At 74.0% G+C, this 22,769-nt stretch carries 23 protein-coding genes; 14 read left to right on the top strand and 9 right to left on the bottom strand.

What is annotated here, in order from left to right; translation table 11 throughout:
* Positions 1 to 21 precede the first annotated feature (21 nt).
* From ACFYS8_RS33490 to ACFYS8_RS33475, 4 genes are all read right to left on the bottom strand, one after another.
* A complete protein-coding gene (locus ACFYS8_RS33490; RefSeq protein ID WP_387648538.1) occupies positions 22 to 1,107 on the bottom strand; it encodes a glycosyltransferase in 1,086 nt (361 codons plus the stop codon).
* A complete protein-coding gene (locus tag ACFYS8_RS33485; protein WP_387648535.1) occupies positions 1,104 to 2,978 on the bottom strand; it encodes an AAA family ATPase in 1,875 nt (624 codons plus the stop codon). Before ACFYS8_RS33485 ends, ACFYS8_RS33490 begins: the two co-directional genes overlap by 4 nt.
* 259 nt (positions 2,979 to 3,237) lie before the next feature.
* The gene (locus tag ACFYS8_RS33480; RefSeq protein WP_387648532.1) at positions 3,238 to 4,371 is read right to left on the bottom strand and encodes a glycosyltransferase family 4 protein; all 1,134 of its coding nucleotides are present in this window, start codon (positions 4,369 to 4,371) and stop codon (positions 3,238 to 3,240) included.
* Between the two features lie 81 nt (positions 4,372 to 4,452).
* Positions 4,453 to 4,665 (bottom strand): hypothetical protein, encoded by a 213-nt coding sequence (locus ACFYS8_RS33475; protein ID WP_387648529.1) that lies wholly within the window; start codon positions 4,663 to 4,665, stop codon positions 4,453 to 4,455.
* A 40-nt stretch (positions 4,666 to 4,705) separates the two neighbouring features.
* Here ACFYS8_RS33475 and ACFYS8_RS33470 point away from each other — a divergent pair, with 40 nt between their 5' ends.
* The 3 genes from ACFYS8_RS33470 to ACFYS8_RS33460 all read left to right on the top strand — a co-directional run bounded on the left by ACFYS8_RS33470 (position 4,706) and on the right by ACFYS8_RS33460 (position 7,553).
* Positions 4,706 to 5,179: a DIP1984 family protein gene (locus ACFYS8_RS33470; RefSeq protein ID WP_387648526.1), complete on the top strand. Its 474-nt coding sequence runs from the start codon at positions 4,706 to 4,708 to the stop codon at positions 5,177 to 5,179.
* A 339-nt stretch (positions 5,180 to 5,518) separates the two neighbouring features.
* Positions 5,519 to 6,592 carry a glycosyltransferase gene (locus tag ACFYS8_RS33465; protein WP_387648524.1) on the top strand — a complete coding sequence of 358 codons (1,074 nt, stop codon included), beginning with the start codon at positions 5,519 to 5,521 and terminating at the stop codon, positions 6,590 to 6,592.
* A 67-nt stretch (positions 6,593 to 6,659) separates the two neighbouring features.
* A complete protein-coding gene (locus tag ACFYS8_RS33460; protein WP_387648522.1) occupies positions 6,660 to 7,553 on the top strand; it encodes a DUF1963 domain-containing protein in 894 nt (297 codons plus the stop codon).
* A 34-nt stretch (positions 7,554 to 7,587) separates the two neighbouring features.
* Here ACFYS8_RS33460 and ACFYS8_RS33455 read toward each other — a convergent pair whose 3' ends face one another.
* Positions 7,588 to 8,064: a hypothetical protein gene (locus ACFYS8_RS33455; RefSeq protein WP_387648520.1), complete on the bottom strand. Its 477-nt coding sequence runs from the start codon at positions 8,062 to 8,064 to the stop codon at positions 7,588 to 7,590.
* 210 nt (positions 8,065 to 8,274) lie between these two features.
* Here ACFYS8_RS33455 and ACFYS8_RS33450 point away from each other — a divergent pair, with 210 nt between their 5' ends.
* The 6 genes from ACFYS8_RS33450 to ACFYS8_RS33425 all read left to right on the top strand — a co-directional run bounded on the left by ACFYS8_RS33450 (position 8,275) and on the right by ACFYS8_RS33425 (position 14,238).
* The gene (locus ACFYS8_RS33450) at positions 8,275 to 8,796 is read left to right on the top strand and encodes an SPFH domain-containing protein (protein ID WP_387648517.1); all 522 of its coding nucleotides are present in this window, start codon (positions 8,275 to 8,277) and stop codon (positions 8,794 to 8,796) included.
* 146 nt (positions 8,797 to 8,942) lie between these two features.
* The gene (locus ACFYS8_RS33445; RefSeq protein ID WP_387648515.1) at positions 8,943 to 9,641 is read left to right on the top strand and encodes a hypothetical protein; all 699 of its coding nucleotides are present in this window, start codon (positions 8,943 to 8,945) and stop codon (positions 9,639 to 9,641) included.
* 237 nt (positions 9,642 to 9,878) lie between these two features.
* Positions 9,879 to 10,667, top strand: a complete 789-nt coding sequence (locus ACFYS8_RS33440) for a thiol:disulfide interchange protein DsbA/DsbL (protein ID WP_387648512.1) — start codon at positions 9,879 to 9,881, stop codon at positions 10,665 to 10,667.
* A gap of 283 nt (positions 10,668 to 10,950) precedes the next feature.
* A complete protein-coding gene (locus ACFYS8_RS33435; RefSeq protein ID WP_387648510.1) occupies positions 10,951 to 11,850 on the top strand; it encodes an ABC transporter permease in 900 nt (299 codons plus the stop codon).
* On the top strand, positions 11,840 to 13,036 hold the full coding sequence (locus ACFYS8_RS33430) for a polysaccharide ABC transporter ATP-binding protein (protein WP_387648507.1): 1,197 nt from the start codon (positions 11,840 to 11,842) through the stop codon (positions 13,034 to 13,036). Before ACFYS8_RS33435 ends, ACFYS8_RS33430 begins: the two co-directional genes overlap by 11 nt.
* A gap of 2 nt (positions 13,037 to 13,038) precedes the next feature.
* The gene (locus tag ACFYS8_RS33425) at positions 13,039 to 14,238 is read left to right on the top strand and encodes a glycosyltransferase family 4 protein (RefSeq protein ID WP_387648505.1); all 1,200 of its coding nucleotides are present in this window, start codon (positions 13,039 to 13,041) and stop codon (positions 14,236 to 14,238) included.
* On the opposite strand, the gene ACFYS8_RS33420 is transcribed toward ACFYS8_RS33425, so the two are convergent.
* The 3 genes from ACFYS8_RS33420 to ACFYS8_RS33410 form a co-directional block, all read right to left on the bottom strand.
* Entirely contained in the window at positions 14,228 to 14,977 is a 750-nt protein-coding gene (locus tag ACFYS8_RS33420) for an SAM-dependent methyltransferase (protein ID WP_387648502.1), read from the bottom strand. The two genes, ACFYS8_RS33425 and ACFYS8_RS33420, sit on opposite strands and share 11 nt — an antisense overlap.
* Positions 14,977 to 16,152: a glycosyltransferase gene (locus tag ACFYS8_RS33415; RefSeq protein ID WP_387648499.1), complete on the bottom strand. Its 1,176-nt coding sequence runs from the start codon at positions 16,150 to 16,152 to the stop codon at positions 14,977 to 14,979. Before ACFYS8_RS33415 ends, ACFYS8_RS33420 begins: the two co-directional genes overlap by 1 nt.
* Positions 16,153 to 16,406: 254 nt before the next feature.
* The gene (locus tag ACFYS8_RS33410) at positions 16,407 to 17,165 is read right to left on the bottom strand and encodes a glutamate racemase (protein WP_387648496.1); all 759 of its coding nucleotides are present in this window, start codon (positions 17,163 to 17,165) and stop codon (positions 16,407 to 16,409) included.
* Between the two features lie 154 nt (positions 17,166 to 17,319).
* Between ACFYS8_RS33410 and ACFYS8_RS33405 the strand changes: the two genes are divergently transcribed.
* A complete protein-coding gene (locus ACFYS8_RS33405; protein WP_387648494.1) occupies positions 17,320 to 17,802 on the top strand; it encodes an SRPBCC family protein in 483 nt (160 codons plus the stop codon).
* 132 nt (positions 17,803 to 17,934) lie between these two features.
* Here ACFYS8_RS33405 and ACFYS8_RS33400 read toward each other — a convergent pair whose 3' ends face one another.
* Positions 17,935 to 19,017, bottom strand: a complete 1,083-nt coding sequence (locus tag ACFYS8_RS33400; RefSeq protein ID WP_387648491.1) for a polysaccharide deacetylase family protein — start codon at positions 19,015 to 19,017, stop codon at positions 17,935 to 17,937.
* Between the two features lie 378 nt (positions 19,018 to 19,395).
* On the opposite strand from ACFYS8_RS33400, the gene ACFYS8_RS33395 reads away from it, so the two are divergent.
* The 4 genes from ACFYS8_RS33395 to ACFYS8_RS33380 all read left to right on the top strand — a co-directional run bounded on the left by ACFYS8_RS33395 (position 19,396) and on the right by ACFYS8_RS33380 (position 22,750).
* Positions 19,396 to 19,656 (top strand): hypothetical protein, encoded by a 261-nt coding sequence (locus tag ACFYS8_RS33395; RefSeq protein WP_387648490.1) that lies wholly within the window; start codon positions 19,396 to 19,398, stop codon positions 19,654 to 19,656.
* A 289-nt stretch (positions 19,657 to 19,945) separates the two neighbouring features.
* Positions 19,946 to 20,773 (top strand): polysaccharide deacetylase family protein, encoded by an 828-nt coding sequence (locus ACFYS8_RS33390; protein ID WP_387648488.1) that lies wholly within the window; start codon positions 19,946 to 19,948, stop codon positions 20,771 to 20,773.
* Complete coding sequence (locus ACFYS8_RS33385; protein ID WP_387648485.1) at positions 20,766 to 21,947, top strand: glycosyltransferase; 1,182 nt, start codon at positions 20,766 to 20,768, stop codon at positions 21,945 to 21,947. Before ACFYS8_RS33390 ends, ACFYS8_RS33385 begins: the two co-directional genes overlap by 8 nt.
* Positions 21,948 to 22,081: 134 nt before the next feature.
* Positions 22,082 to 22,750, top strand: a complete 669-nt coding sequence (locus tag ACFYS8_RS33380) for a sugar transferase (RefSeq protein ID WP_387648483.1) — start codon at positions 22,082 to 22,084, stop codon at positions 22,748 to 22,750.
* The last annotated feature ends 19 nt before the right edge of the window (positions 22,751 to 22,769 follow it).

Below are 22,769 nucleotides of genomic sequence, written 5' to 3'. Positions count from 1 at the left end.
TCGTGCTCGTCCCCTCCGGACTCAGCGGGCCAGCACCCGTGCGTAGACCCGCTCGATCGCCCGCTGCGCGCCCGCCACGTCGAAGGACTTCGACCGCTCCCGGGCGGCTGCGCCCATTCGCGCCCGCAGCCCGGGATCGGCCGCCAACTCCTTTAAAGCAGTGGCCAGTTCGGCCGGGTCGCCGGGCGGCACCAGGCGGCCCTCGACGCCGTCGTCCAGCACCTCCGGCATGCCGCCGACCCTGGTCACCACCGACGGCAGGCCGCTGGTCATCGCCTCCATCAGCGCCACCGGCAGGCCCTCCTGCCGCGAGCTCAGGCAGAACACGTCCAAGCCCGGCAGCAGCGCCGGCACGTCCCCCCGGGAGCCCGCGAACAGCACGCCCTCGCCCGCCCGTTCGCGCAGCTGCGCCTCCAGCGGGCCCGAACCGACCAGCACCAGCCGGGAGTTCGGGTGCTCGCGGCGCAGCAGGGCGAACGCGGCCAGCAGTGTGGCCTGGTCCTTCTTCGCCGTCAGGTTGCCGACCGTGCCGATCACCAACGCGTCCTCGGGCAGGCCGAGTCCGGCCCGGGCCGCGCGGCGGGCGGCCGGGCCCGACGGGGCGTCGCCGAGGTCCGGGCCGTGGTGCACCACCGTCAGCCAGTCGCCCGGGCGTCGGCGCTCGATGCCCGCCGCCACCGCGTGCGAGACGGCGATCACCGCGTCGTTGCGCCCGTACGTGAGCGCGTTCGCCCAGCGGGTCGGCAGCCGGTAGCGCTCCCACAGGTTGTGCTCGGTGTGGACGAGCTTCCGACGGCCCGGCAGCAGCCGGGCCGCGACCGCCGGCACCGGCATATGGGTGTGCACCAGGTCGTACCGGCGCTCCGCGAGCAGCGCCCGCAGCCGCAGTGGCCAGCGCCGGGCCGGCGCCGCGCCCAGGCAGTGCACCGGGACGCCGGCCGCCGCCAGCGCGGGCACCAGCGCGTCCTTGTGCGGCAGCACGTACGCCACCTCGATCGCGTAGCGCGAACGGTCCGCGTGGCGCGCGCAGTTGACCAGCAGCTGCTCCGCGCCGCCCCGGCCCAGGCCCTTGGCCAGCCAGAGCACCCGGGCCGGCCGCCCCGTCACCGCTCCTCGCCCAGGCGCAGCTGCAGGGTGGTCTCCACCGGTTCCTCCGGCGGCAGTTCGGCCGGCCGGCGGCCCCAACTCGTCGCGCCGTCCCGGCGGTCCGGGCCCTCGCCGTACACCGGCGCGCCCGGACGCGGGTCGGCGGGCCGCTGGTGCTCGCCCGCGCGGCGCTGCGGCTCCACCCGGGGCGGCGGTTCGGCGCGGCGCTGCTGCTCGGGGACGGGCGGGGCGGTCTTCGCTGCGGCCTTCCCAGTGGCCTTCCCGGCGGTCTTTTCCGCGGGCGCGGCCTTCGTGGCGGGCCGGCCCGGCCTCGGGGTGCGCTTGCGCCGCCCTGTGGTGCCCTCGGCGCCCAGCAGTGCCACGCCCGCCACCGGCACGCCCGTGCGGGCCAGCAGCTCGGAGACCCGGTCCGCCTCCTCCGGGCGGACGTTGCCCGCCATCACCGTCACCAGCACGGTGTCCGCGTGCTGCACCAGGTCGTAGGCGTCGTTGGCGTGCAGCAGCGGCGAGGAGTCGATCAGCACCACGTCCGCGTGCCGGCGGGCCAGCTTCAGCACCTCCCCGGCGCGCAGCACCAGCGCCGCCGGGTACGCGGTGGTGTTGCCGCCGGTGATCAGCGCCACGCCCGACACGTTGGTGCGGCGGATCAGGTCCACCAGGTTCGGCAGCTGCTCGCCCGACAGCAGCTCGGCCATGCCGGGGCCCTCGTCCGCCCCGAACTGGCCGCGCAGGCCCGGCTGGCGGAAGTCGCAGTCCAGCACCAGGACTTGGCGTCCGGTCTCGGCGAGCGTCGCCGCCAGATTGGCCACCGTGGTGGTCCGCCCGTCCCCGGAGCGCCCCGACATCACCAGCACCACCGGCGCCGGGCCGGTGGCCTGCCGGGCCCGCCGGTCGTCCGGGTCCAGACCGCCCTGGCCGAGCTGCACCGACAGTTCACGCGGGCCGGTCAGCAGCAGGGTGGAGCGCAGCGAGCGGTACGCCTCGGTCGCCGGATCCTCCGGTCGGGCCGTCACCAGCGGCTCGCGCAGCCGGCGCAGGCGCCGCGACAGCCGGGGGATCTCGCCGATCACCGGCAGGTTGAACGCCTCCTCGACGCCGTCGCGGGTGCGCAGCCGGGTGTCCATCCGGGACAGCATCAGCGCCGCCACCACGCCGAGCGCCAGGCCCAGCACCACCGCCAGGACGAGGCGGACGCTGCGGGTCGGCGAGGTCAGCAGGTTGCCGCCGAGCTCCTTCGCGTCGATCGACCCCCACTGCTGGATCGCGTCGGTCTGGCTGTAGTTCTGCAGGTCGGCGATCGCGCCCAGGGTCTTGGTCAGCGCCGCCGTCGCGGTGGACAGCTGCGGCTGAAGCTTGGCCTGATCGGTCGCATTCGCACGGCTGAACTGCTTCTGCAGATCGTCGAGTTGCTGCTGCTGGGCGTCGGCCTGGGCGCGCAGCCGCTTGATCGACTCGTCGGCGCTCTTCTTCGACTCCTGGCCGTAGCCGGTGATGGTGGCCTCCGACAGCGCCGCCGCCAGGTCCGCGCAGGACTGCTGGGTCGGGCCGGTGGTGGTGAACACCAGCATCTGGGTGGACGCGGCCGCCACCGTACGGCGCGCCGACAGGCCCGCGACGTCCGTGATGTGCAGCTTCTGCGCCGCCGCCGTGGTCACTGCCGAGCCCTGCGCGTACGACAGCACCTGGTCGGCCCGGACGGTGTCCGCCGCGCCCGCGACGGGAGTTATCGCCACCTTGCACTGCCACTTGCCGTTGTCCACCGTGTCACCGGTCGGCGTCAGCACGAATCCCACGATCAGCGCGGCGACCGTACAGCCGGCCAGCAGCCGCCAGTACCGCCGCAGAACGGTGAACAGATTTGCCGGTTCCACCGGTTGGTTCCCCTCGCCTCGTCCCGACGCCCGCGCCCCCGCCCGACGGGCGGTCCATGCGGCTGCGGCCGCGCACAGTTGGACGGTCCCCCCAGACCACATCCCCTGGCGAACGATGCTTCCCGGCCCGGACCTGCGGCGCAAGCACTTTGGCGATTCCGGTGCCAAGCTGTGGACGTATTCCGGACGCCCGCAGGCGAGGTGACGAATCGTCAGATTCGGTGAAGGGTTGGTGGGGGAGCGAACCGTCCGCCCCGCGTCAGGTCAGTGCGCGTTCGTAGAACTCGACCATCCGGGCGGAGACCTGCTGGAGCGTGAACCTGGTCAGGAAACGCGCCCGGGCCGCCTTCGCCCGCACCAGCGCCTCGCCGCGCCCGTCCAGCGTCCGCAGCAGCGCGGCCGCCAGCTCGCCGGGCCGCTGCGGGGGCACCAGCAGCGCGTAGTCCTCCGAGCCGACCGTCTCGCGCAGCGCCGGGACGTCCGCGCACACCAGCGGCACCCCGACGCCCATCGCCTCCATCGCCGCGCTGCCCAGCCCCTCCCAGCGCGAGGGCACCGCGCACGCGTCCGCCGCGGCCATCAGGTCGAACACGTCGTCCCGCGGCCCCAGGAACCGCACCCCCGACGTCCGGGCGGCCAGCTCCTCCAGCCGGGCCGTCTCGGCACCCCGGCTGCCGGCCAGCAGCAGCACCGCGTCCGCGCGTGCCGCGCGCACCGCGGGCCAGGCGGAGAGCAGTACGTCCAGGCCCTTCTGGTACTGCTGCCGGGCCGCCGCCAGCACCACCGGCACCTCCTCGTCCAGCCCCAACTCCGCCCGCACCGCCGCCCGCCGCTGCGGCGTCACCGAGCCGAGCAGCAGCGGGTCGCGGCCGCGCGGCACCACGTCGATCCGGCGGCGCGGCACCAGCAGGCGGGCCGCCATCGCGTCCGCGACGTGATCGGTCAGCGCGTGGAAGCGGCGCACGCCCTGCGCGGTCAGCGCGTCCACGCCCTGCGCGGCCCGCACCTTCCACGGGCTCAGACCGCGGGCCCGCAGATGCTCCGGCCCGTACGCCGAGTTCACCAGGCTGGAGACCACCGGCACCCGCGCCGCGAGCGCCGCCGGGCGGCCCAGCACGTCCGACTCGTACAGCGTGGTGTGCACCAGGTCCGGCCGGCGGCGGCGGAACTCGGCGCGCAGCGCGGCCAGTCGGGCCGGACGCGAGCCGCGCAGCACCGGCACCGGTTCGGCGCCCGCCGCCCGCAGCTCGGCCTGGAACCCGCCCGGCGACTCCTTCAGGAACGCCACCTGCAACTCCACGCCCGCCCGCACCAGCAACGGGGCCATCGCCGCCAGGCCCTGCTCGGCGCCACCCACCCGGCTCACACTGTCGATCACGTACACCACGCGCACCGCAGCAACCCCCTCGCCAAGGCCACCCCCTGACCGCCGCTCAGCATCCCAGCCCAGCCGGGCCCGCGTCCGCGAAACCGGTCAGCTGGCCGCCGGCGGGGCGGTGGTGGGCATGCCGGTCAGGGCGAGGCCGAGCAGGCGGCCGGCCTGTTCCGGGGTGCCGTGCTCGCGCCTCCACGCGGCGGCGCTCCGGTGGACGAGTTCCTCGCCGGCAACCTTCCGGCGCTGCGCGAGCTCGCCGACGGCCGGTCTGTGTGAGCCCCCCGCGAGCTGCGCCGTCGTGCTGGTGTGCATACTTACCGGACGATTATTCGTACGTAGAGGTGATGGTGCGGTGAAACTGGCTGAAGCGCTCGCACAGCGCGCGGCTGCGGTGCGGCAGGTGGAGCAGTTGCGGGCCCGAGTCGTCGGCAGCGCCCGCTACCAGGAGGGCGAGGAGCCGGCCGAGAACGCCGCCGAGATCCTGGCCCAGGCCGCAGAGGTGCTGGACGAACTGGAGCTGCTGATCCGCCGGATCAACCGCACCAACGCCACCGTGATCGTCGAAGGCGGCGGCACCCTCACCGACGCCCTCGCCCGCCGCGACGTCCTGCGCCTGCGCCACTCGGTCCTCACCTCCGCCGCCGACGCCGCCTCCGGCCGCGACCAGCGCGGAGCCGTCCGGCAGCTGCGGTCCGAACTCCGGATCCTGTCCGCCCTCCCGGTCGCCGAACTCCGCGCCCAGGCAGACCTGCTGGCCAAGGAGATCCGCGAGGTGGACACCTTGATCCAGCGCACCAACTGGGAGATCGACCTGATCGAGGACTGACCTCCCCACAGACCGGGTGTGGGAAGCAGGTAGTCGTGGAGGCGTGCACACACCGCGGCCGGCGGTTCATCCGGCCCTGGCGCGCGAAGAGCAGCGCAGGGGTTCGATTCCTCACCAACACCGCAGCTCAGCAACGCGCACAAGTGACAGAGCACACCGAACAGCTCACCACCACCGTGCAGATCCACGACGAGGGCGGGACCGGGGCGCCCCACACCCAGAACGAGGGCCGTGCCGCACCGTGGCACGGCCCTCGCGCACTGACCAACTCACATCAGGTGGCGCGCAGTTGGGTGAACTCGGCCCGCCGGCCCGAGGCGTCTCGGTAGGGTCGGGCGCATGGCCGAGCCGCGCGTTCTGCACGTGATCACCGATCCGCGCGCCCGGGGCGCGCAGCGTCTCGCCCGCGATCTGCATGCCGAACTGGTGCGTCGCGGCCAGGCGTCCGAGTTGGTCGCGCTGCACCCGCACCCGGACGCCGGCCCCGCCGACCCCGTCGCCGTGCTGGGGCCGTCCCGCCACCACCCGGCCACCTTGCGTGCGCTGCGGCGGGCCGCCCGCCGGGCCGACGTGGTGGTGGCGCACGGGTCGTCCACCCTGCAGGCGTGTGCGCTCGGGCTGCTGGCCGCCCGCACCCCGTTCGTCTACGTCAACATCGGCGACCCCCGGCACTGGACGTCAACTCCGGCCCGCCGTCTGCGAGTCGGCGCGTTCCTGCACCGGGCCGCCGCCGTCGCCGCGATCTCCCCGCATGCCGTGGAGCTGTTGCGCACCCGCTTCCGGCTGTCCGCCAACCGGCTGCACGTGCTGCCCAACGCCCGACCCGCCGACCGGTTCCCGCCCCCGGCCGGCCCGGCCGAGAAGGCCGCCGCCCGCGAGGCCCTCGGGCTGCCCGCCGGTGGCCCGCTGATCGCCTGGGTCGGCGCCCTCAGCCCGGAGAAGCGCCCGGACCTCGCCCTCGCCGCCCACGCCCAACTCCCCGAGGACGTCCACCTCGCGCTCGCCGGCGAAGGCCCGCTCCGCGAACGCCTCACCGCCGAAGCCGGCCCCCGAACCCACCTGCTCGGCCCGCTCGCCGACCCCGCCCCGCTCTACCGGGCCGCCGACCTGCTGCTGCTCACCAGCGACTCCGAGGGCGTCCCGGGCGTCCTGATCGAAGCCGCCCTCGCCGCCCTCCCGGCCGTCGCCACCGACGTCGGCTGGGTCTCCGACATCGTCCGCGACGGCCGGACCGGCCTGCTCACACCCCCGAACGACCCGTCCGCCACCGCCGAAGCCCTCCGCACCCTCCTCGCCACCGACCGCACCCCGTACGGCCAGGCCGCCCGCGAACACGCCCTCACCCACTTCGACCTCACGACCGTCGCCACCCGCTGGCAGCACCTCCTGCGCCAAGTCGCCGACGGTGCCTGACGATCGGGTGTCTCCGGCCGCGGCTACGCTGCCGACCGGCAGGATTCCGATGGAGGGAGTACGTTCGATGGTCCGCACCAGCCCGTCCCGTCCGCTCGATGTCGAGGCGCTGTTCCCCGAGGTGGCGCCGCTGCGGCGAGAGGCGGTGCGGCTGCATCCCAGGCGCGGGGAGCCGGGGCCGTGGGAGAGTTCGCTGGGCGGCCCGGTGCGGTGGCCGCGTGCCGAGCCGTGGCCGCACTGCACGGATGAGCACCCGCGTACCGCGTACGCGCCGCCGCGCGGTGCGGGGCCCGTTCCGCTGGTGCCGGTGGTGCAACTGCTCGCCGCCGACGTGCCCGAACTGCCGTTCCCGGACGGCACGGACGTGCTCCAGGTGCTGTGGTGCCCGTTCGACCACGAGGAGGGCTACGCGCCGCGGCCACAGGTGTACTGGTGGGACGGCTCACGCGCCGACCTCGAACCCGCCGACCCGCCCCGGCCCGACGGCGCTCCCCACAGCTACCTGCCCGACCCGTGCGTGCTGCACCCCGAACGCATCACCGAGTACCCCTCCTGGGACCTGCCGGAACACCTCCACGACGCACTGGAGGAGCGGTTCGAGCAGGTCGAGGAGGAGACCGGCTGGTCGTACGAGTACCACCTGTCGGTGCCTGACGGGACCAAGGCCGGCGGCTACCCCACCTGGAGCCAGGACCCGGACTGGCCGCACTGCCCCAGCTGCGAGCGCCGGATGGACCACCTGCTGTCCGTAGGCAGCGCCGAGTTCGACGGCGAGAGCTGGCGCACCTGGCTCGCGGTCGAGGACACCCCGGCCGCCGGAACCGTCTGGGAACTGCCGTACGACGAACGGCGGTTGATCCAGAGCGCCGCCGACCTGCTGCTCGGCGACATGGGCAGCCTGCACCTGTTCGCCTGCCCGCACTGCCCCGACCGCCCGTACGCCCACCGGGCCAGCGCGTAGACCTCGCGAACGGCGCCCACCGCGCCCACCCGGCCTACGCGTCGGCCCTGCGGTGGGCCTTGGCCCGGTCGAGCCGGTAGTAGAGCGGGTACTCCTCGGGACGGATCCACGCGAACTCGCCGACCTTGCGCGCCATGCCCGAGGCTGCAAGTGCGGCGGCCACCACGGCGACCGGGGTGCCGAACAGCACCGGGAGGAAGAACGCGGGGCCGTGGGTGAGGCCCATCACGAGCGCGTTCTCCAGGAAGAACACAGCCCCCGCCACCAGGGACGCCCGCACCGCCCACCGCCTGGTGCGCGCACCCTTTCGGCTCGCGGCAAGCGACACCCCGCCCACCAGCCCCGGCAACGCCCCCGTGACCAGCCCGAACGCAACGGTCGCGAGCCCGAATCGGAGCCCGAAATACCTTCCGAAGAACATGCCGATGAACACGTAGGGCACAACGCCCACCGCCGCACCCAGCCCGGTGGCCTGCCAGACAACCGTCGACCTGCGAAGCACGCCGCCCACCCCCTTCGACGGTGGACTGTATACGAAACACCTGACGGCCGGTAAGGGGGTCCCCGGGACGGCGGGACAGGAGTTCGGAGGGCGACCGGCGTCAACCGGCAGGCCCGGCCGCGCAGTTCCTCGGGGCCCGGGGCCGAACGCGCACGACCGCTGACGACCGGCGCCCCGCCGCCCATACTGGGCACAGGCCGAGGGGCGGGGGAGGATCCGATGGCGGGGCTGATCGTCGCGGGGCTGGTGGTGCTGCTGCTGGCGCGGCTGAGTGTGAAGCGGGTGGGGGCGAACGAGCGCGGGGTGGTGTTCCGGCTCGGCAAGGTGCGTGAGCGGACGTTGCGGCCGGGGCTGACTCTGCTGGTGCCGTTCGCCGACCAGTTGCAGCGCGTCGATGTGTCCGACACCTGCGTGGCGGTGCCGTTCCAGGGGCGGACCAAGGACGGCCAACGGGCGAGCGTCGAGGCGGCGTTGACCTTCCGGGTGGCGGATCCGGTGGCGGCGATCGTCGAGGTGCGGAACTACGGCGTGGCGATCTGCCACCTCGCGCTGGTGGTGCTGCGCACCGAGGCCGAGCAGCGCACCTTCGACGAACTGGCCACCGCGCGCGAGGAGCTGCGACTCGCGCTGCTGCGTGAGGTCAAGCCCGCCGCGGCCGGTTGGGGCGTGGAGCTGGACCGCGTCGAGGTAAAAAGTGTCACGCACGCGAAGCCTTCTGCACCCGAACCGACCTTGCCCTGAGCGGAGTTCACCCCTGCCGGAAAGCGCCGCTGTGTAACAGCGGTGTAAGCGGACGGAAACCGGAGGAACCGTCCGACAACCGGACGCGTGGTGACGCATGCCCGCCCACCGGCGGACCGCGCACCACGCCCCCACAGGAGCCTCCGATGAACCTTCACAAGCCCGCTGCCCTCGCTCTGTTGGCCTGCTCCGTCCTCGCCCTGACGGCCTGTGACCCGGACACCACCGCCAACCCGGCGCCCGCCACCAGCTCCGCCGCGAGCAACCCGGCCGGCCAGCCGTCCGCCACCGCCTCGGGCTCCACCGAAGGCTCCGGCGGCAAGTCCTCCGCCCCGGGCGCCAAGCCGGCCGCCGACATCCGCATCTGCGGCAACTCCGAGAAGGAGAGCGACGTCAAGGCGGAGCTGACCCTCGACCGGAGCGCCGACCCGCGGATCACCGGCGTCATCAAGCTCACCAACACCACCGGCACGGAGTGCGTCGTCTACGGCAAGCCCGATCTGCGCACCGACCACACCGCGCAGTTCCAGAAGCTCGCCAGCGGCGTCCTCGGCTCCGGCACCTTCGCCACCGACAAGGCCAACGGCACCGTGCTGCACCCCAACGTGCCGATCTACCAGGCCGTCACCTGGCTCGCCTCGCCGCCCGTCGCCCCGAACGCGTCCTGCACCACCGGCTCGCTGTTGGTGCTGGTCCGCAACGAGGGCGTGCTCAGCCTCCCCATGCCGGTCAAGGACGCCCGGTACTGCCCGATGAAGGAGGAGGGCTCCGACCAGGTCCAGATCGGCGTCCCGCAGACCTCCGAGGCCGACGCCAAGGCCCAGCTGCGCGCCCTCGGCAAGTGACCCGGGGCCGCCAGTAGCCGGGTTCCGGTGGGCGGGTGTGCGGGGGCGCCGCCCGCCCGCCGGGAACCGGCCGGTCTCCCCGGCGCCCGTCTCTCCAGCGTCCGTCGCCCAGCGTCCGTCTCCCCAACGTTCGTCTCTGCGACGCCAGTTCGAGCGGCGCTGCTCCGTTCCGGCGAATTCGGCCGACCGGCGCCGGATCGCCTGGCCCGTGCCCGGGTGGGCTGCCACGCTGCCCTGGTGAAGCCGCTGTTGAGAACCACCGTCCTGATCGCCGTCGCCGGGGGCCTGGTCGCCGCCCCGGCCGCCGCCGCCCACGCCGTGTCCGCCTATCCGGCCACACCGTACGGCCTGACCGGGAAGCAGCTGATGGCACCCGGTCAGTACCTCGCCGCCGCCCAGCAGCCAAGGCCGGCCAACCACCACGGGGCACCCCCGGCCGCCCGACCGGACGCGCCCGCGCAGCAGCAGGCCCCGGCCAGCGGGCCGCAAGCCAGCGGGCCGAAGGCCGCCCGTACTCACGAGGCCGTCGAGTTCTTCTGGTACAACTGCTCGCACTCCGCCCGGCTGGAGTCCCCGCTCACCAACTGGGCCGCCAGGCATCAGTCGGACGTGAAGCTGCGCCGCGTCCCGGCGATCTGGGTGGGCAGCCCGGACGAGGCCGAACAGCGCGCCCACGCACGGCTGTTCTACACCCTGGACCGGCTCGGCGAGGTGGACCGCCAGCAGGCCGCCGTGTTCCGCGCCGTCCGCGACGAGCACGCCGATCTGACCACCGAGCAGCGCGCCACTCAGTGGGCGGCCGCGCACGGCATGGACGCTGCCAAGTTCCGTTCGGCCTATCACTCCCCCGAGGTGGACCGGGCCGTGGAGCAGGCGCCCAAGCTGTTCTCCGACTACCAGGTCAACGAACTGCCCACTGTGGTGGTCGACGGCAACGGCCGCACGTCGCCCGCCCGGGCCGGCGGCGTGGAGAACGTACCCGCCGCGCTCGACCAACTGGTCGCCGACGGGAACGCCGGCCACTGACCGACCGGAACCCCGGCCACTGACCGACCGGAGCCCCGGCCACTGATCGAGGTGAACTCCGCTGCCCAGCAGGGAAGTTCGGCCCGAAACCATCGACAACCCGTCGACAACCCGTCGACAACCGGCCTGAGCTGGCGCAATCTTCACGGAACCCGCCCGCCGCCCCCACACTGTGTGCCATGGTGGTCGCCGGGCCGCCCGGACCGTCTCGTCCGCCCGGCTCCGACACAGTCGACACAGACACCGGGCGCGGCCGCACCGCGCCCGGAGAGGGCGGGAGTCCGTGGGGGGACAGCGCGCACAGGTCATCGACGACCGCGAGGGCGAACCGGCACCTCCCGGCGTCGCGATCCCGGCCGGGCCACCGCCCGAACTGGTCTTCAAACGCCGGCTGCGCCCCGTCCAGGTCGCCCACGAGCTGTGGGCGGCAAGGGAGTTGGTGCGCGCGCTGGCCGAACGCGACCTGCGGGCCCGGTACAAGCAGGCGGTGCTCGGCTTCGCCTGGGCGGTGCTCACCCCGCTCGCGCTGTGCGCCATCTTCACCCTGGTGTTCCACCGTGCCGTCAAGATCGAGACCGGCGCCGCCCCGTACACGCTGTTCGCCTATGTCGGCCTGATCGTCTGGCAGTTCTTTAGCAACACGATGAACCAGGGCGCGCTCAGCCTGGCCAACAACCTCAGCCTGCTGAACAAGGTGTACTGCCCGCGCGAGGTGTTCCCGCTCGCCACCATGCTGGTCGCCACGGTGGACATGGTGATCGGCGTCGGCGTGCTCGCGCTGATGTTCCTGGTGTTCTGGACCGCCCCCGCCGCGACCTTCCTGTGGGCGCTGCCGCTGCTGCTGATCCAGTTCGCGTTCACCTACGGCATCGCGCTGATCCTCTCGGTGGCCGTGGTATACCTGCGCGACGTCCGCCACCTGCTGCCGATCATCACCCAGATGGGAGTGTTCGCCACCCCCGTCGCCTACCCGCTGGCCAAGATCCCGCACCGGCTGCAGGAGATCTACGTCGGCGTCAACCCGCTCGGCGCGGTCATCGAGGGCTACCGGAAGGCACTGCTGTACGGCGAGGCACCGGACGCCCGGATGACGCTGATCGCGGCGGTCAGTTCGCTGGTGTTCCTGGTCGGCGGGTACCTGTTCTTCAAGAAGCTGGAAACGGGGATCGCCGATGTCGCGTGACTACCCACTGGGCACCATCCGCACCGAACAGGTCTGGAAGCGCTTCCGCGCCGACCAGCAGCGGATGCTGCTGCGCGACCGGGTCGAACAGGCCGCCCGCCGGCTGCGCGGCGACCGTGGCGAGGACTGGCGCTGGGCGCTGCGCGACATCAACCTGCACATCGAACCCGGCGAGTCCGTCGGCCTGATCGGCTCCAACGGGTCAGGAAAGTCAACCCTGTTGAAGATGCTCACCCGGGTCATGTACCCGTACGCGGGCGTCATCGACGTGCGCGGCCGGATCGGCGCCCTGATCGAGATCCGGGCCGGCATCCACCCCGACCTGACGGGCCGGGAGAACATCTACCTGTTCGGCGCGCTGCTCGGCCTCAAGCGCCGCGAGGTCGCCGGACGCTTCGACGACATCGTCGAGTTCGCCCGGCTCGGCGGTGCCATCGACCGGCAGGTGAAGTTCTACTCGTCGGGCATGCAGATGCGCCTCGGCTTCGCGGTCGCCGCGTACCTGGAGCCGCACGTCCTGCTGGTCGACGAAGTCCTCGCCGTCGGCGACGCCGTCTTCCAGCAGCGCTGCCTGGACCGGATGCGTGAAGTCGCCGAACAGGGCACCACCATCGTCTTCGTCTCGCACGACCTCCCCGCCGTCCAGTCGATCTGCCGGCGCGGCGTCTGGCTGGAACAGGGCACCGTCCGGGTGGACGCCGGCATCAAGGACGCGCTGGCCGGCTACCGCGACTCCATCGAGGCCCAGTCCGAGGCCACCGCCCGGGTCGGTGAGCCGCTGCAGCTGCTGAAGTACGAGGTGCGCGGCGAGGACGGCGAGGAGAACCTGCACACCGACGAGCCCGTCACCGTCGAACTCACCCTCGGCGGCGACTACCGCGGCGACGCCACCCTGCACCTCGGCGTCAGCGAGGGCACCTCCAGCCCGATCTTCCAGATCAGCCACGAGATCCGGCTGGCCGGCGGCGACCACCGGGTGGCCTGCGTCATCCCCCGGCTGCCGCTGCCGCGCGGCCGCTACACCCTGTGGACCGGCGTCTACTCGATCGGCAAGACCGACGGGGGCACCCTGATGAGCTGGCACTCCGCCGGCCAGTTCGACGTGTTCGGCCCGATGCTGGACACCCCGCCGCGCGCGGTCGTGCTCGCCGCGCCGGTCTTCGTACCGCACCAGTGGGAGGAGTGACCGTGCGTTCGGTCCGTGTCCTGGTCCACCTCAACAACCTGGCCCTCGGCGGAGCCCAGCTCAACGCCGTCGACATCGCCCGCACCCTGCGCGACCGCGGCCACCAACCCGTCCTGTTCGCCCAGGGAGTCGACGGCCCCGCGCCACTCGTCGAACTCGCGGCCGAACACGACCTCGACCTCGTCGTCGCCGGTGATCCCGACACCCCGCACGCGGTCATCCGCGCCCGCCTGAGCCGCCTCGCCGACGAACACGGCTCCCAACTCGTCCACGCCTGGGAGGTCCGGGCCGCCCGCAACGCCTACTTCGGCCCCGGCCGACAGGGGCGCCTGCCGATCGTCACCACCTTCTACGGCATCCGGATGCTCCGCGGCATGCCCCGCCACCAGCCCCTGGTCCTCGGCCTCGGTGCACTGATGGGCGACGCGCGGGCCTTCGGGCACCGCGACCTGCGACTCATCGAACCCCCCGTCAACACCGTCCTCGACGCCCCCGGATCCGTCCCCGGCTCCCCCTTCCGCGCCGAAGTCGGCGCCGGGGACGGCCAGTTGCTGCTGTGCATCGTCACCCGCCTGGTCTCCGGCCTGGAGAAGGACGCCGGCGTCCGCCGCACCATGGCCGCCGTCCGCCTGCTCGACGACCCGTCCCTCGTCCTCGCCGTCGTCGGCGGCGGCCCCAGCGAGGAGCCGCTGCGCGCCGAAGCCGCCCGCCTCAACACCGAACTCGGCCGCGAGGCCATCGTCTTCACCGGCCAGCGCTCCGACCCCCGCCCCGCCTACGAGGCCGCCGACCTCGTCCTCGGCATGGGCGGCTCCGCGCTGCGCGGCCTGGCCTTCGCCAAGCCCGTCATCGTCCACGGCGCGAACGGCTACACCGCCATCCACGAACCCGGCCCCCTGGTCGAACCCCACGCCTCCCGCTGCATGTACGGCCACGGCGACGGCCCCGCCGACTCCAAGGCCCTCGCCGCCCAGATCCGCGTCCTGGCCGACTCCCCGGATCGCCGCGCCGAGCTCGGCAGTTGGGGCCGCGACTGGGTGGTCGGCCGGTTCTCCCTCGACCACGTCTCCACCGCCTTCGAGGAGATCTACCGCGAACTCCTCCGCCAACCCCCCGGCCGCACCCCCTGGCTCCGTGACCTCGAGCAGATGACCCGCTACGAGTACGTGAAGCCGACGGCCCGGCGGTTGCTCACGCGGTAACGTCCGGCCGCAGCAGGAGGGTGACGAAGCCGAAGCCGTCGCGGTACTCGGTCAGCCACTGGTGGCGGTGGCGGGTGGCGGCGGCGAGGGCCTGGTCGCGGTCGGGGCCCGGGGGTTGGTCGAGGGCCCAGTCGGTGAGGGAGCCGGTCCAGGACCATTCGTAGGTGTCGAGCTCTTCGCGGGTGGAGGTGTGTCCGGCGATCGGCCACCAGCCGGCGGTGCGGAGGGTGGCGAGGACGCCGGACAGGTCGGTGAGGTCGTCGCCGAAGAACTCGCGTGCGTGGTCGGTAGGTTGGCCGTCCTCCCAGTAGCACTCGCCGAGCAGCAGGGTGCCGCCCGGGGCGAGCAGCGGGCGGACGGCTTCGAGGGTCGGCAGCAGGCCGCCGAAGGCGTACGTCGCGCCGACCGAGAGGACGGCGTCGAAGGAATCGGCGGCCTCGAACTCCCGTACGTCGGCGTGGTGCAGGGCGAGACGGCCCTCGACGCCCGCGCGTTCGGCGGCCCGCCGGCCGTCGTCGAGGGCGGCCGGGTCGGTGTCCACGCCGATGGCCTGCAGGTTGGGGTGCATGGTCAACGCCCGTACCAGCCAAGCGGCTTCGCCGCAGCCGAGGTCGAGGGCCGAGCTGTTCGGGCAGCGCCGCAGCTGGCGTTCCAGCAGGCGGTGCACCGACGCGTCCGACAGCGGGGCGGCCACGGGGTGGTCGCGGTGGGCGATGCGTCCGATCTCCTGACGTTCCATCAGTCCATCCTGCCCTCGGCGCGCTGCGGGTGCGGGTACGTCCGGCCCTTCCAGGCCGCGCCGCGTCCGCGCCAGTGCTGGACGGCGGAGTCGACCGTCATCAGCAGGTACAGCAGCGCGGTGAACGGCAGCAGTGGGGCCTCCGTCACCGGACGGCCGTAGTAGCGCAGCATCGGCGCGTACGTGCCCGCCATCACCGCCCACGCGGCGAACCCGGCGCCGGCCGTCCACCGGAAGCCCGCGAGCAGGCCGGTCACGGCGGCGACCGGCGGCACCAGGTAGATCAGCGTCAGGCCGAGCACCGTGCCGAGCAACAGCAGTGGGGAGTAACGGAGTTGGGCGTACGCGCTGCGGGAGACCATCCGCCACAGCGGCGACAGCCCGGGGTAGGGGCGGACGGAGTCGACCCGGTCGGCGAGCCCCAGCCAGGTGCGGCCGCCGGTGCGCTTGACCGCGCGGGCGAGCGACACGTCGTCGATCACCGCGCCCCGGATCGCCGCCACCCCGCCCGCCCGTTCGAGCGCCCGGCGGCGCACCAGCGAACAGCCGCCGGCCGCGGCGGCGGTGCGGGAGGCGGGGCGGTTGGAGCGGCGGAACGGGTACAGCTGCGCGAAGAAGTACACGAACGCCGGGACGATCAGCCGCTCCCAGCCGGACGCCACCCGCAGGCGGGCCATCTGCGACACCAGGTCCAGGCCGTGCCCCTCGCCCGCCGCGACCAGCGCCCGCAGGGAGCCGGGCCGGTGCGCGATGTCGGCGTCCGTCAGCAGTAGCCACTCGGCGTGGCCCGCGTGCTCGACGCCGTGCCGCAACGCCCACAACTTGCCCGTCCAGCCCTCGGGGAGAGGTGGGGGAGTGGTCACCTCCAGCGCGAGCCCCGGACCGGCCGCCGCCAGCGCGAGCGCCAACTCGGCCGTGCCGTCGGTGCTGTGGTCATTCACGAGGACCACCCGGGCCCGGCCTGGGTACTGCTGCGCCAGCAGCGTCGGAAGGGAGAGCGGCAGCACGCCGGCCTCGTCGCGGGCCGGCACCACGGCCACCACGTCAGGCCACCGCGACGGCTCCGGACCCCCGGGCGGCAACCGCTGATCGGTCCGCCAGAACCCGCCGTGACACACCGCCAGCCACACCCACGCCGCCAGCGCCACCACCGACACCCACCACAGGACGGTCACCCCGGCAGTCTGCCCCACCAGCGGCGGGGCGACCCCGAGGCGCGACGGGCTGCGACGGGCTGCCGCGAGGCCGCGGGGCGCGGGCAGGTGGGTGTCCCGGCGGGGTGTTGCGGGGATCGGCGGGTGGCAGCCGGTCGGCGACAGGGGGGCGGTGCGGTCGAGGGTCCGACCGGGCAGCGATCGGCGCGGGCGCCGTCGTGGCCGGGGGCAGGGCCGGCAGCGCGATCGGTCGGTGGTGCGCGACGCCCGGAGGGTCAGACGCGGGCGCCGATCAGGATCTCGCCCTGCGGGTAGTTGAGGGCGGCGGTCTGCAACGCGGCCGGGCGGCCGGAGTGCAGGACGGTGAGGGTGCCGGCGCCCGGGGCACCGGGTGAGACGCGGCGCAGCGCCTGGGCGGCGACGGCGTCGGCGGAGCCGTGGAAGCGGGCGGGGGCGGCCAGCGCGGAGGCGATGCGGTCGTCGACGAGCTCGTAGTGGGTGCAGCCGAGGACGACGTCGGTGGTCGAGGCGGGGGTGCGGGCCGCGGCGTAGGCGATCGCGGCGGCAATGGCGTCCTCGTCGGCGTGCTCGACGGCCTCGGCCAGGCCGGGGCAGGCCACCTCGTGGACCTCGGTGGCGTCGCCGCCGAATTCGGCGATCAGGCCGCGCTGGTAGGCGCTGCCGGTGGTGGCGGGGGTGGCCCAGATGGCGACCACGCCGCCCGCCGCGGTGGCCGGCTTGATCGCGGGGACGGTGCCGATCACCGGCAGTTCGGGCTCGAACTCGGCGCGCAGCCGGGCGAGCGCGTGCACGGTCGCGGTGTTGCAGGCGACCACCAGCGCGTCGGGCCGGTGGGCGACGGCGGCGCGGGCGCAGGCGAGGGCGTGCTCGGTGATGTCCTCGGGGGTGCGGGGGCCCCACGGCATGCCATCGGGGTCGCAGGAGATGACCAGGTCCGCGTCGGGCCGCAGGCGGCGCAGCGCGGCGGTGGCGGCGAGCAGTCCGATTCCGGAGTCCACGAGGGCGATCTTCACGAGCAACGACTCTACTCCCTGACCGGCACGGACCCCGGCCCGGCCAGTGGGGGGCCACCTGCATCGCGCACAGGGGCCGAGGCCCGCCCGCCGCCCGCGTTTGCGGCAGGCCGGAACCCGTCTGCACGATGGCCCGGCAGAGGAGGAGTGCGCCATGAGCAGCGAATCCGAGACCGGTGCCATCCCGGCCTACGTGTACGCCACCTACATCCGGGCCACCCCGGAGCAGGTGTGGAAAGCGCTTACCGACCCCGAGCTGACGGCCCGCTTCTGGGGCCACGCCAACGTCTCCGACTGGCAGGCCGGATCCACCTGGGAGCACCGCCGCACCGACGGCTCCGGTACGGCCGACGTCACGGGCCATGTGCTGGTGGCCGAGCCGCCGACCCGGCTGGTGCTCACCTTCGAGGACCGGCCGGACCTGTTCATCGACCAGGCCGCCACCGTCACCTTCCTGATCGAGCCGGGCCGGGACATCGTCCGGCTGACCGTCACCCACGAGAAGCTGCGCGACCGCACCGCGCTGCGGGCGATCTCGCACGGCTGGCCGGCTGTCCTGGCGAACCTGAAGTCGCTGCTGGAGACGGGAGAGCCCCTGCCGCAGGAGCCGTGGGAGATGGCCCCGGGCGGGAGCTGACCCCGGATCTGCTCCGTCCGGCTGACGTGCGGGGCGGCGCGGCCGGGTCGGGTTCTCGCCGGATGCACCGTGCTCGCCGCGCTGCTGCTGCGCGACCGCGCGTGACGGCCCGGTCGGTACCGAGGCGAACCGTTACGCCTGGGCGCCCAGCAGGCGCTGAACTGCCGGCTCCAGGCCCGACAGGATGGTGTCGAAACGGCGGGTCGAGGTGGTGGAGTCCACCTGGAGACGGCTGATCCGCAGCGGGTGGGCCGGCAGCCGGGGGCCCAGGCGGTGGTCGGACAGGAAGCCCAGCCGGTAGCCGAGCTGGCGCAGCACCGCGTCCGCCCGCTCGTCGAATCCGCCGTCCGGGTAAGCGAACGCCGACGGGGCCTCGCCCAGCCAGTGGGTCAGCGCCCGGTGCGCGCCCGCGATCTCCGCGTGCACCGTGGCCTCGTCGCAGCGCCGCAGCGACGGGTGCCCGAGGGTGTGGTTGCCCACCGTGACGTCCGCCTCGCGCAGCGCCCGCAGGTCCTCCGGGTGCAGCTGCTCCTGGGCCGGCGGGCGGCGGGACGCGGAGACCCGCAGCTCGGCCAGGCTGCGGCGGCGATCCGGGTCGGGCAGCGCCTTGAGCAGCGCCAGCACCCGCGCCGGGTCCCCGCCGCGGGGCAGCAGCCGGGCCCGGCCGCCGTGCCGGGCCAGGAACGCCGCCTCGTGCCACCAGAACGGCTGCTCGGTGCCGACCACCTCGGCGATCACGAACGCGGCCGCCGGGATCCGGCGCGCCACCAGCTCCGGCAGGGCGTGCCGCAGCACGGTGCGGTCCGGGTCGTCGAAGGTCACCAGCACCGAGCGCGGTGGCAGCGGCCGGCACTCGGCCAGCGAACGCTCCACGTCCTGCACCGACACCGGGGTGGCCAGCCGTCGGAGCCGGTCGAGCTGGGCGCCGAACGACCGTGGATCGGTGATGCCGTGATAGGCGAGCACGGCCAGCCGCTGCGCGGCCCTGGCCCGGAACAACGGCTGGGCCGGGCTGAACCGCAGCCAGCTGCTCCGGTCCCGGGGCTGGTCCGGCGCGGCGGCGGGCGCGGCGACGGCGGGTACGGCGGCAGGCTGGGGCTGGTCCGGCGCGGCGGCGGGCGCAGCGACGGCGGGTACGGCGGCAGGCTGGGGCGGGGCGCAGACGGCGGCGGCGGTGGTGGCGGTGGCGGTGGCGGTGGCGGTGGCGTACGGCACGGTTCCCCCCTCGGTCGCCGGCATGCGGCGTGGCGGTACCGTCGGCAGGCGGAGCCCGGCCTCCGACCCCGGGAACGGCGGCTCCGCTCCCGAGTGATCTAGCCCGCGGCGGGTACTCCCAATCCCGCTCGTCGGACGGCTCCTGGATCGCTCAATGTAGTGGAGACCACCGAAGTGGCGGGATGGTTGTACGGCGGACGGCGAGATTTCGCGGGCGCCCCGGAACGGCCGACCGGAACCGTCCGAACGGCAGCGCGGAACCGTTCGGACGGCGGACGGGGGAGTCGGCCCGTCGACCCTTGCGGGACCGGGCCGTGCCCCCTGACCAGGGCCCAAAGGCCGTGGCCCGGTGTGCGGGGCCGGGTTACCGTGGAGGGCATGGCAGACACCCCAAGTGATCGCGCCGCTACGCGCTGGTCCACCGTGTTCGGCGGCTGCGCCCTGCGCCGCCACCAGTTGCTGCTGTCCCTGGTCGGCGCGGGCTGCGTGGTGCTCGGCATCCTGGTCGCCGTGCTGGTCCCGGAGAGCGACGGCCCCGGCTGGGTGATGGCGGTGGCCGGCTGCCTGGCCACCGGGGTGCTGCTGCTCGCCCGGGTCGGCCTGGCGCTGCTGCGGCCCGGCCGCGACGCCGCGTCCTGACGCCCCGCGCCGCGTGCTGACACCCCACACCGGGTGCTGACACCCCGCGCCTGACCCCCCGGCGACCGGCTCCCGGAAGGGGCGAACCGGCCGGGCGACCGGAAAGTGTCGGCCAAACGGACAGTGCCGGTCAGATCGACTGATTTTCGGCTTACCTACGCACTTCTTTCACGTTTCCCCAGCAGTGACACCACACTTCCCCCTACTGTGAAACGCATCGCCCGCGCAAGCCGCGGGCCGGGGGAGTTTCACCAGGGGTCGGTGCGGGGGCACCGCGAGGGGGGACGTCATGGCGAGCACCGCCGGCGACGCCACAGGCATCAGGACGAAGGTCAAACAGCAGCTGGCCCGCGCGGCCGGCCGCGCTCCCGGCGAGGGCGCCACCGTCCTCATCTACCACCGGATCGGCGGCGGCACCACCGACGAGCTCGACCTCGCCACCGCCGACTTCACCGCCCAGGCCGACCTGCTCGCCGAGCTCCCGCCCGGCCGCGTGGTCCCGCTGGACACCGCCGCCGACCGGCTCGACGCCGGCCTGCGCACCCCCAGCACCGTCCTCACCTTCGACGACGGCTTCGCCGACACCTACGACACCGCCTGGCCGATCCTTCGGGAACGCGGCCTGCCGTTCACCGTCTACCTGGCCAGCGGCATGGTCGGAGGCCCGATGCGCTGGGAGGGCTCCACCGCCAAAGGCGCCCCCGCCACCGGGCTGAGCTGGGAGCAACTGCGCGAGATGGCCGCGTCCGGGCTGTGCACCGTCGCCAACCACACCCGCAGCCACGCCCGTCCCGCGCTGCTCACCACCAGCGAACTCGACGCCTGCGGCGACGACGTCGAGGAACACCTCGGCACCCGCCCGCGCCACTTCGCCTACACCTGGGGCACGCCCGTCCCGCACATGGAGGCCGCGCTGCGGGCCCGGTTCCGCACCAGCGCCACCGGCCGGGTCGGGCGCAACCTGCCCGGGGGCGACCCGGTCCGCTTCCACCGCGTCCCGGTCCGCCGCACCGACCCGATCGACTTCTTCCGGGCCAAGCTCTACGGCCGGCTGGTCCCCGAACGGGCCTACGCCCGGATCGTCGCCACCGCGAAGGCGGTGGGCGTCCGTGCCTGAGCCCTTGTGGCTACGGGGCGAGGGCGGGCGGCCGCTGCGGGTCGCCCACCTCACCACCGTCGACATGTCGCTGCACCTGCTGCTGGCCACCGAACTGGCTGTCGACGTCGAACACGGCCTGGCGACGTACGGCCTCAGCGCCCCCGGCCCCTACCGGCAGCGGGTCGAGCAACTCGGCGTCCACTACCGGCCGTTGCCCTCGCTCACCCGCGCCTGGCAGCCCGCCGCCGACCTCGCCGCCGCCCGCGAACTGCTCGCCGCGCTGCGCGAGATCCGGCCCGACGTGCTGCACACCCACAACCCGAAGACCGGCGTCCTCGGCCGCGTCCTCGGGCGGCTCGCCCGGGTGCCGGTCGTCGTCAACACCTGCCACGGACTCTGGGCGCAGGCCCACGACCCGCTCGCCAAGCGGTTGCTGGTGCTCGGCGCCGAAGCGTTCGCCGCCCGGTTCTCGCACGCCGAGCTGTACCAGAACGCCGAGGACCACCGCACCCTCGCCCGCTGGGGCGTCCCCGCCCGGCGCGCCCGGGTGGTCGGCAACGGCGTCGACCTCGACCGCTTCCCCGCGCCCGGGCCGGAACGGGACGTGCTGCGCGCAGCGGTAAGGGAGCAGCTGGGCGTACGGGACGACGAACTGCTGGTCGGCGGAGTCGGCCGGCGGGTCGCCGAGAAGGGCATCCGCGAATACGCCGAAGCCGCCCGGGCACTGGCCGGCAAGGCCCGCTTCGTGTGGATCGGACCGGACGACCCCGACAAGCCCGACGCGCTGCGCGCCGCCGAAGCCGGACTCGAATTCCTCGGCAGCCGCGACGACATGCCCGCCGTGTACGCCGCGCTCGACGTCTTCGTCCTCCCCTCCTACCGGGAAGGGTTCTCCCGCTCCGGCATGGAAGCCGCCGCCAGCGGCCTGCCCATGGTGCTCAGCGACATCCGCGGCTGCCGCGAGATCGGCACCCACGACCAGCACCTGCTGCTCGCCCCCGCCGCCGACGCCGCCGCCCTCACCGACGCGCTCGACCGGCTCCTCACCGAGCCGCACCTGCGGACCCGCCTGGGCACGGCGGCCCGCCGCCGCGCCCTCGAACAGTTCGACCAGCGCACCGTCGCCCGGATCTCCCTGGAGACCTACGCCGCCGTCGCCCACCGGCGCGGCCTGCCCTGGACCACTGACTGACCCGGCGCCACCCGCACCACGTTCACCGCCTTGCCCCGAGCGCCACCGTCACGCGCGCCAGCAGCCCGGCGCGCCCACCACCAGCCCCGGCAGGGGCCCACCACACCACCACGCAGCAACCCACTGGGGGAGAAATGAAGCGAGGGGGGGACCTCGCGGTCACCGCACTGGCCGGGATCATCGCCGTCCCGCTCGGCCTGGTGATCGCCCTCCTGATCCGCGCCACCATGGGCGGACCGGTGATCTTCCGGCAGACCCGCTCCGGCCGCCACGGCCAGGAGTTCCGCATCCTCAAGTTCCGCACCATGCGCGACAAGCGCCACCCGGACGAGCCCGATGCCCCGCGCATCACCCGCCTCGGCGCGCTGCTGCGGAAGACCAGCCTCGACGAACTCCCACAACTGTGGAACGTCGTCCGCGGCGACATGGGCGTCATCGGCCCCCGCCCCACCCTGCCCGAACAGGTCGTCCACTACTCACCCCGGCAACGCGGCCGTCTCGCGCTGCGCCCCGGCCTCACCGGCTGGGCGCAGATCCGCGGCCGCAACTCGATCAGCTGGCCCGAACGGATCGAACTCGACCTCTGGTACATCGAACACCGCACCCTGCTGCTCGACCTGCGCATCCTGGTCGGCACCGCCAGGATGCTGCTGCGTCCCACCGGCATCACCGCGGCCGGCGGCGTCAACCCGGGCTTCCCGATCCCCGCCGAGGCGCCTGCCCCGGCCGCGCCGCGGGTGGTGCTGCCGCGACAGGCCACCGCGGCCGCGCCCCGGCTGGCCCGGGAGGAGCTGCGCGGCTGACAAAAACGATTCGGCGTGT

This window comes from Kitasatospora sp. NPDC004615 (assembly GCF_042873545.1).
Lineage (GTDB): Bacteria > Actinomycetota > Actinomycetes > Streptomycetales > Streptomycetaceae > Kitasatospora.
The sequence above is the reverse complement of the archived record's forward strand: the minus strand, read 5'-3'. Positions and strand labels throughout refer to the sequence as shown.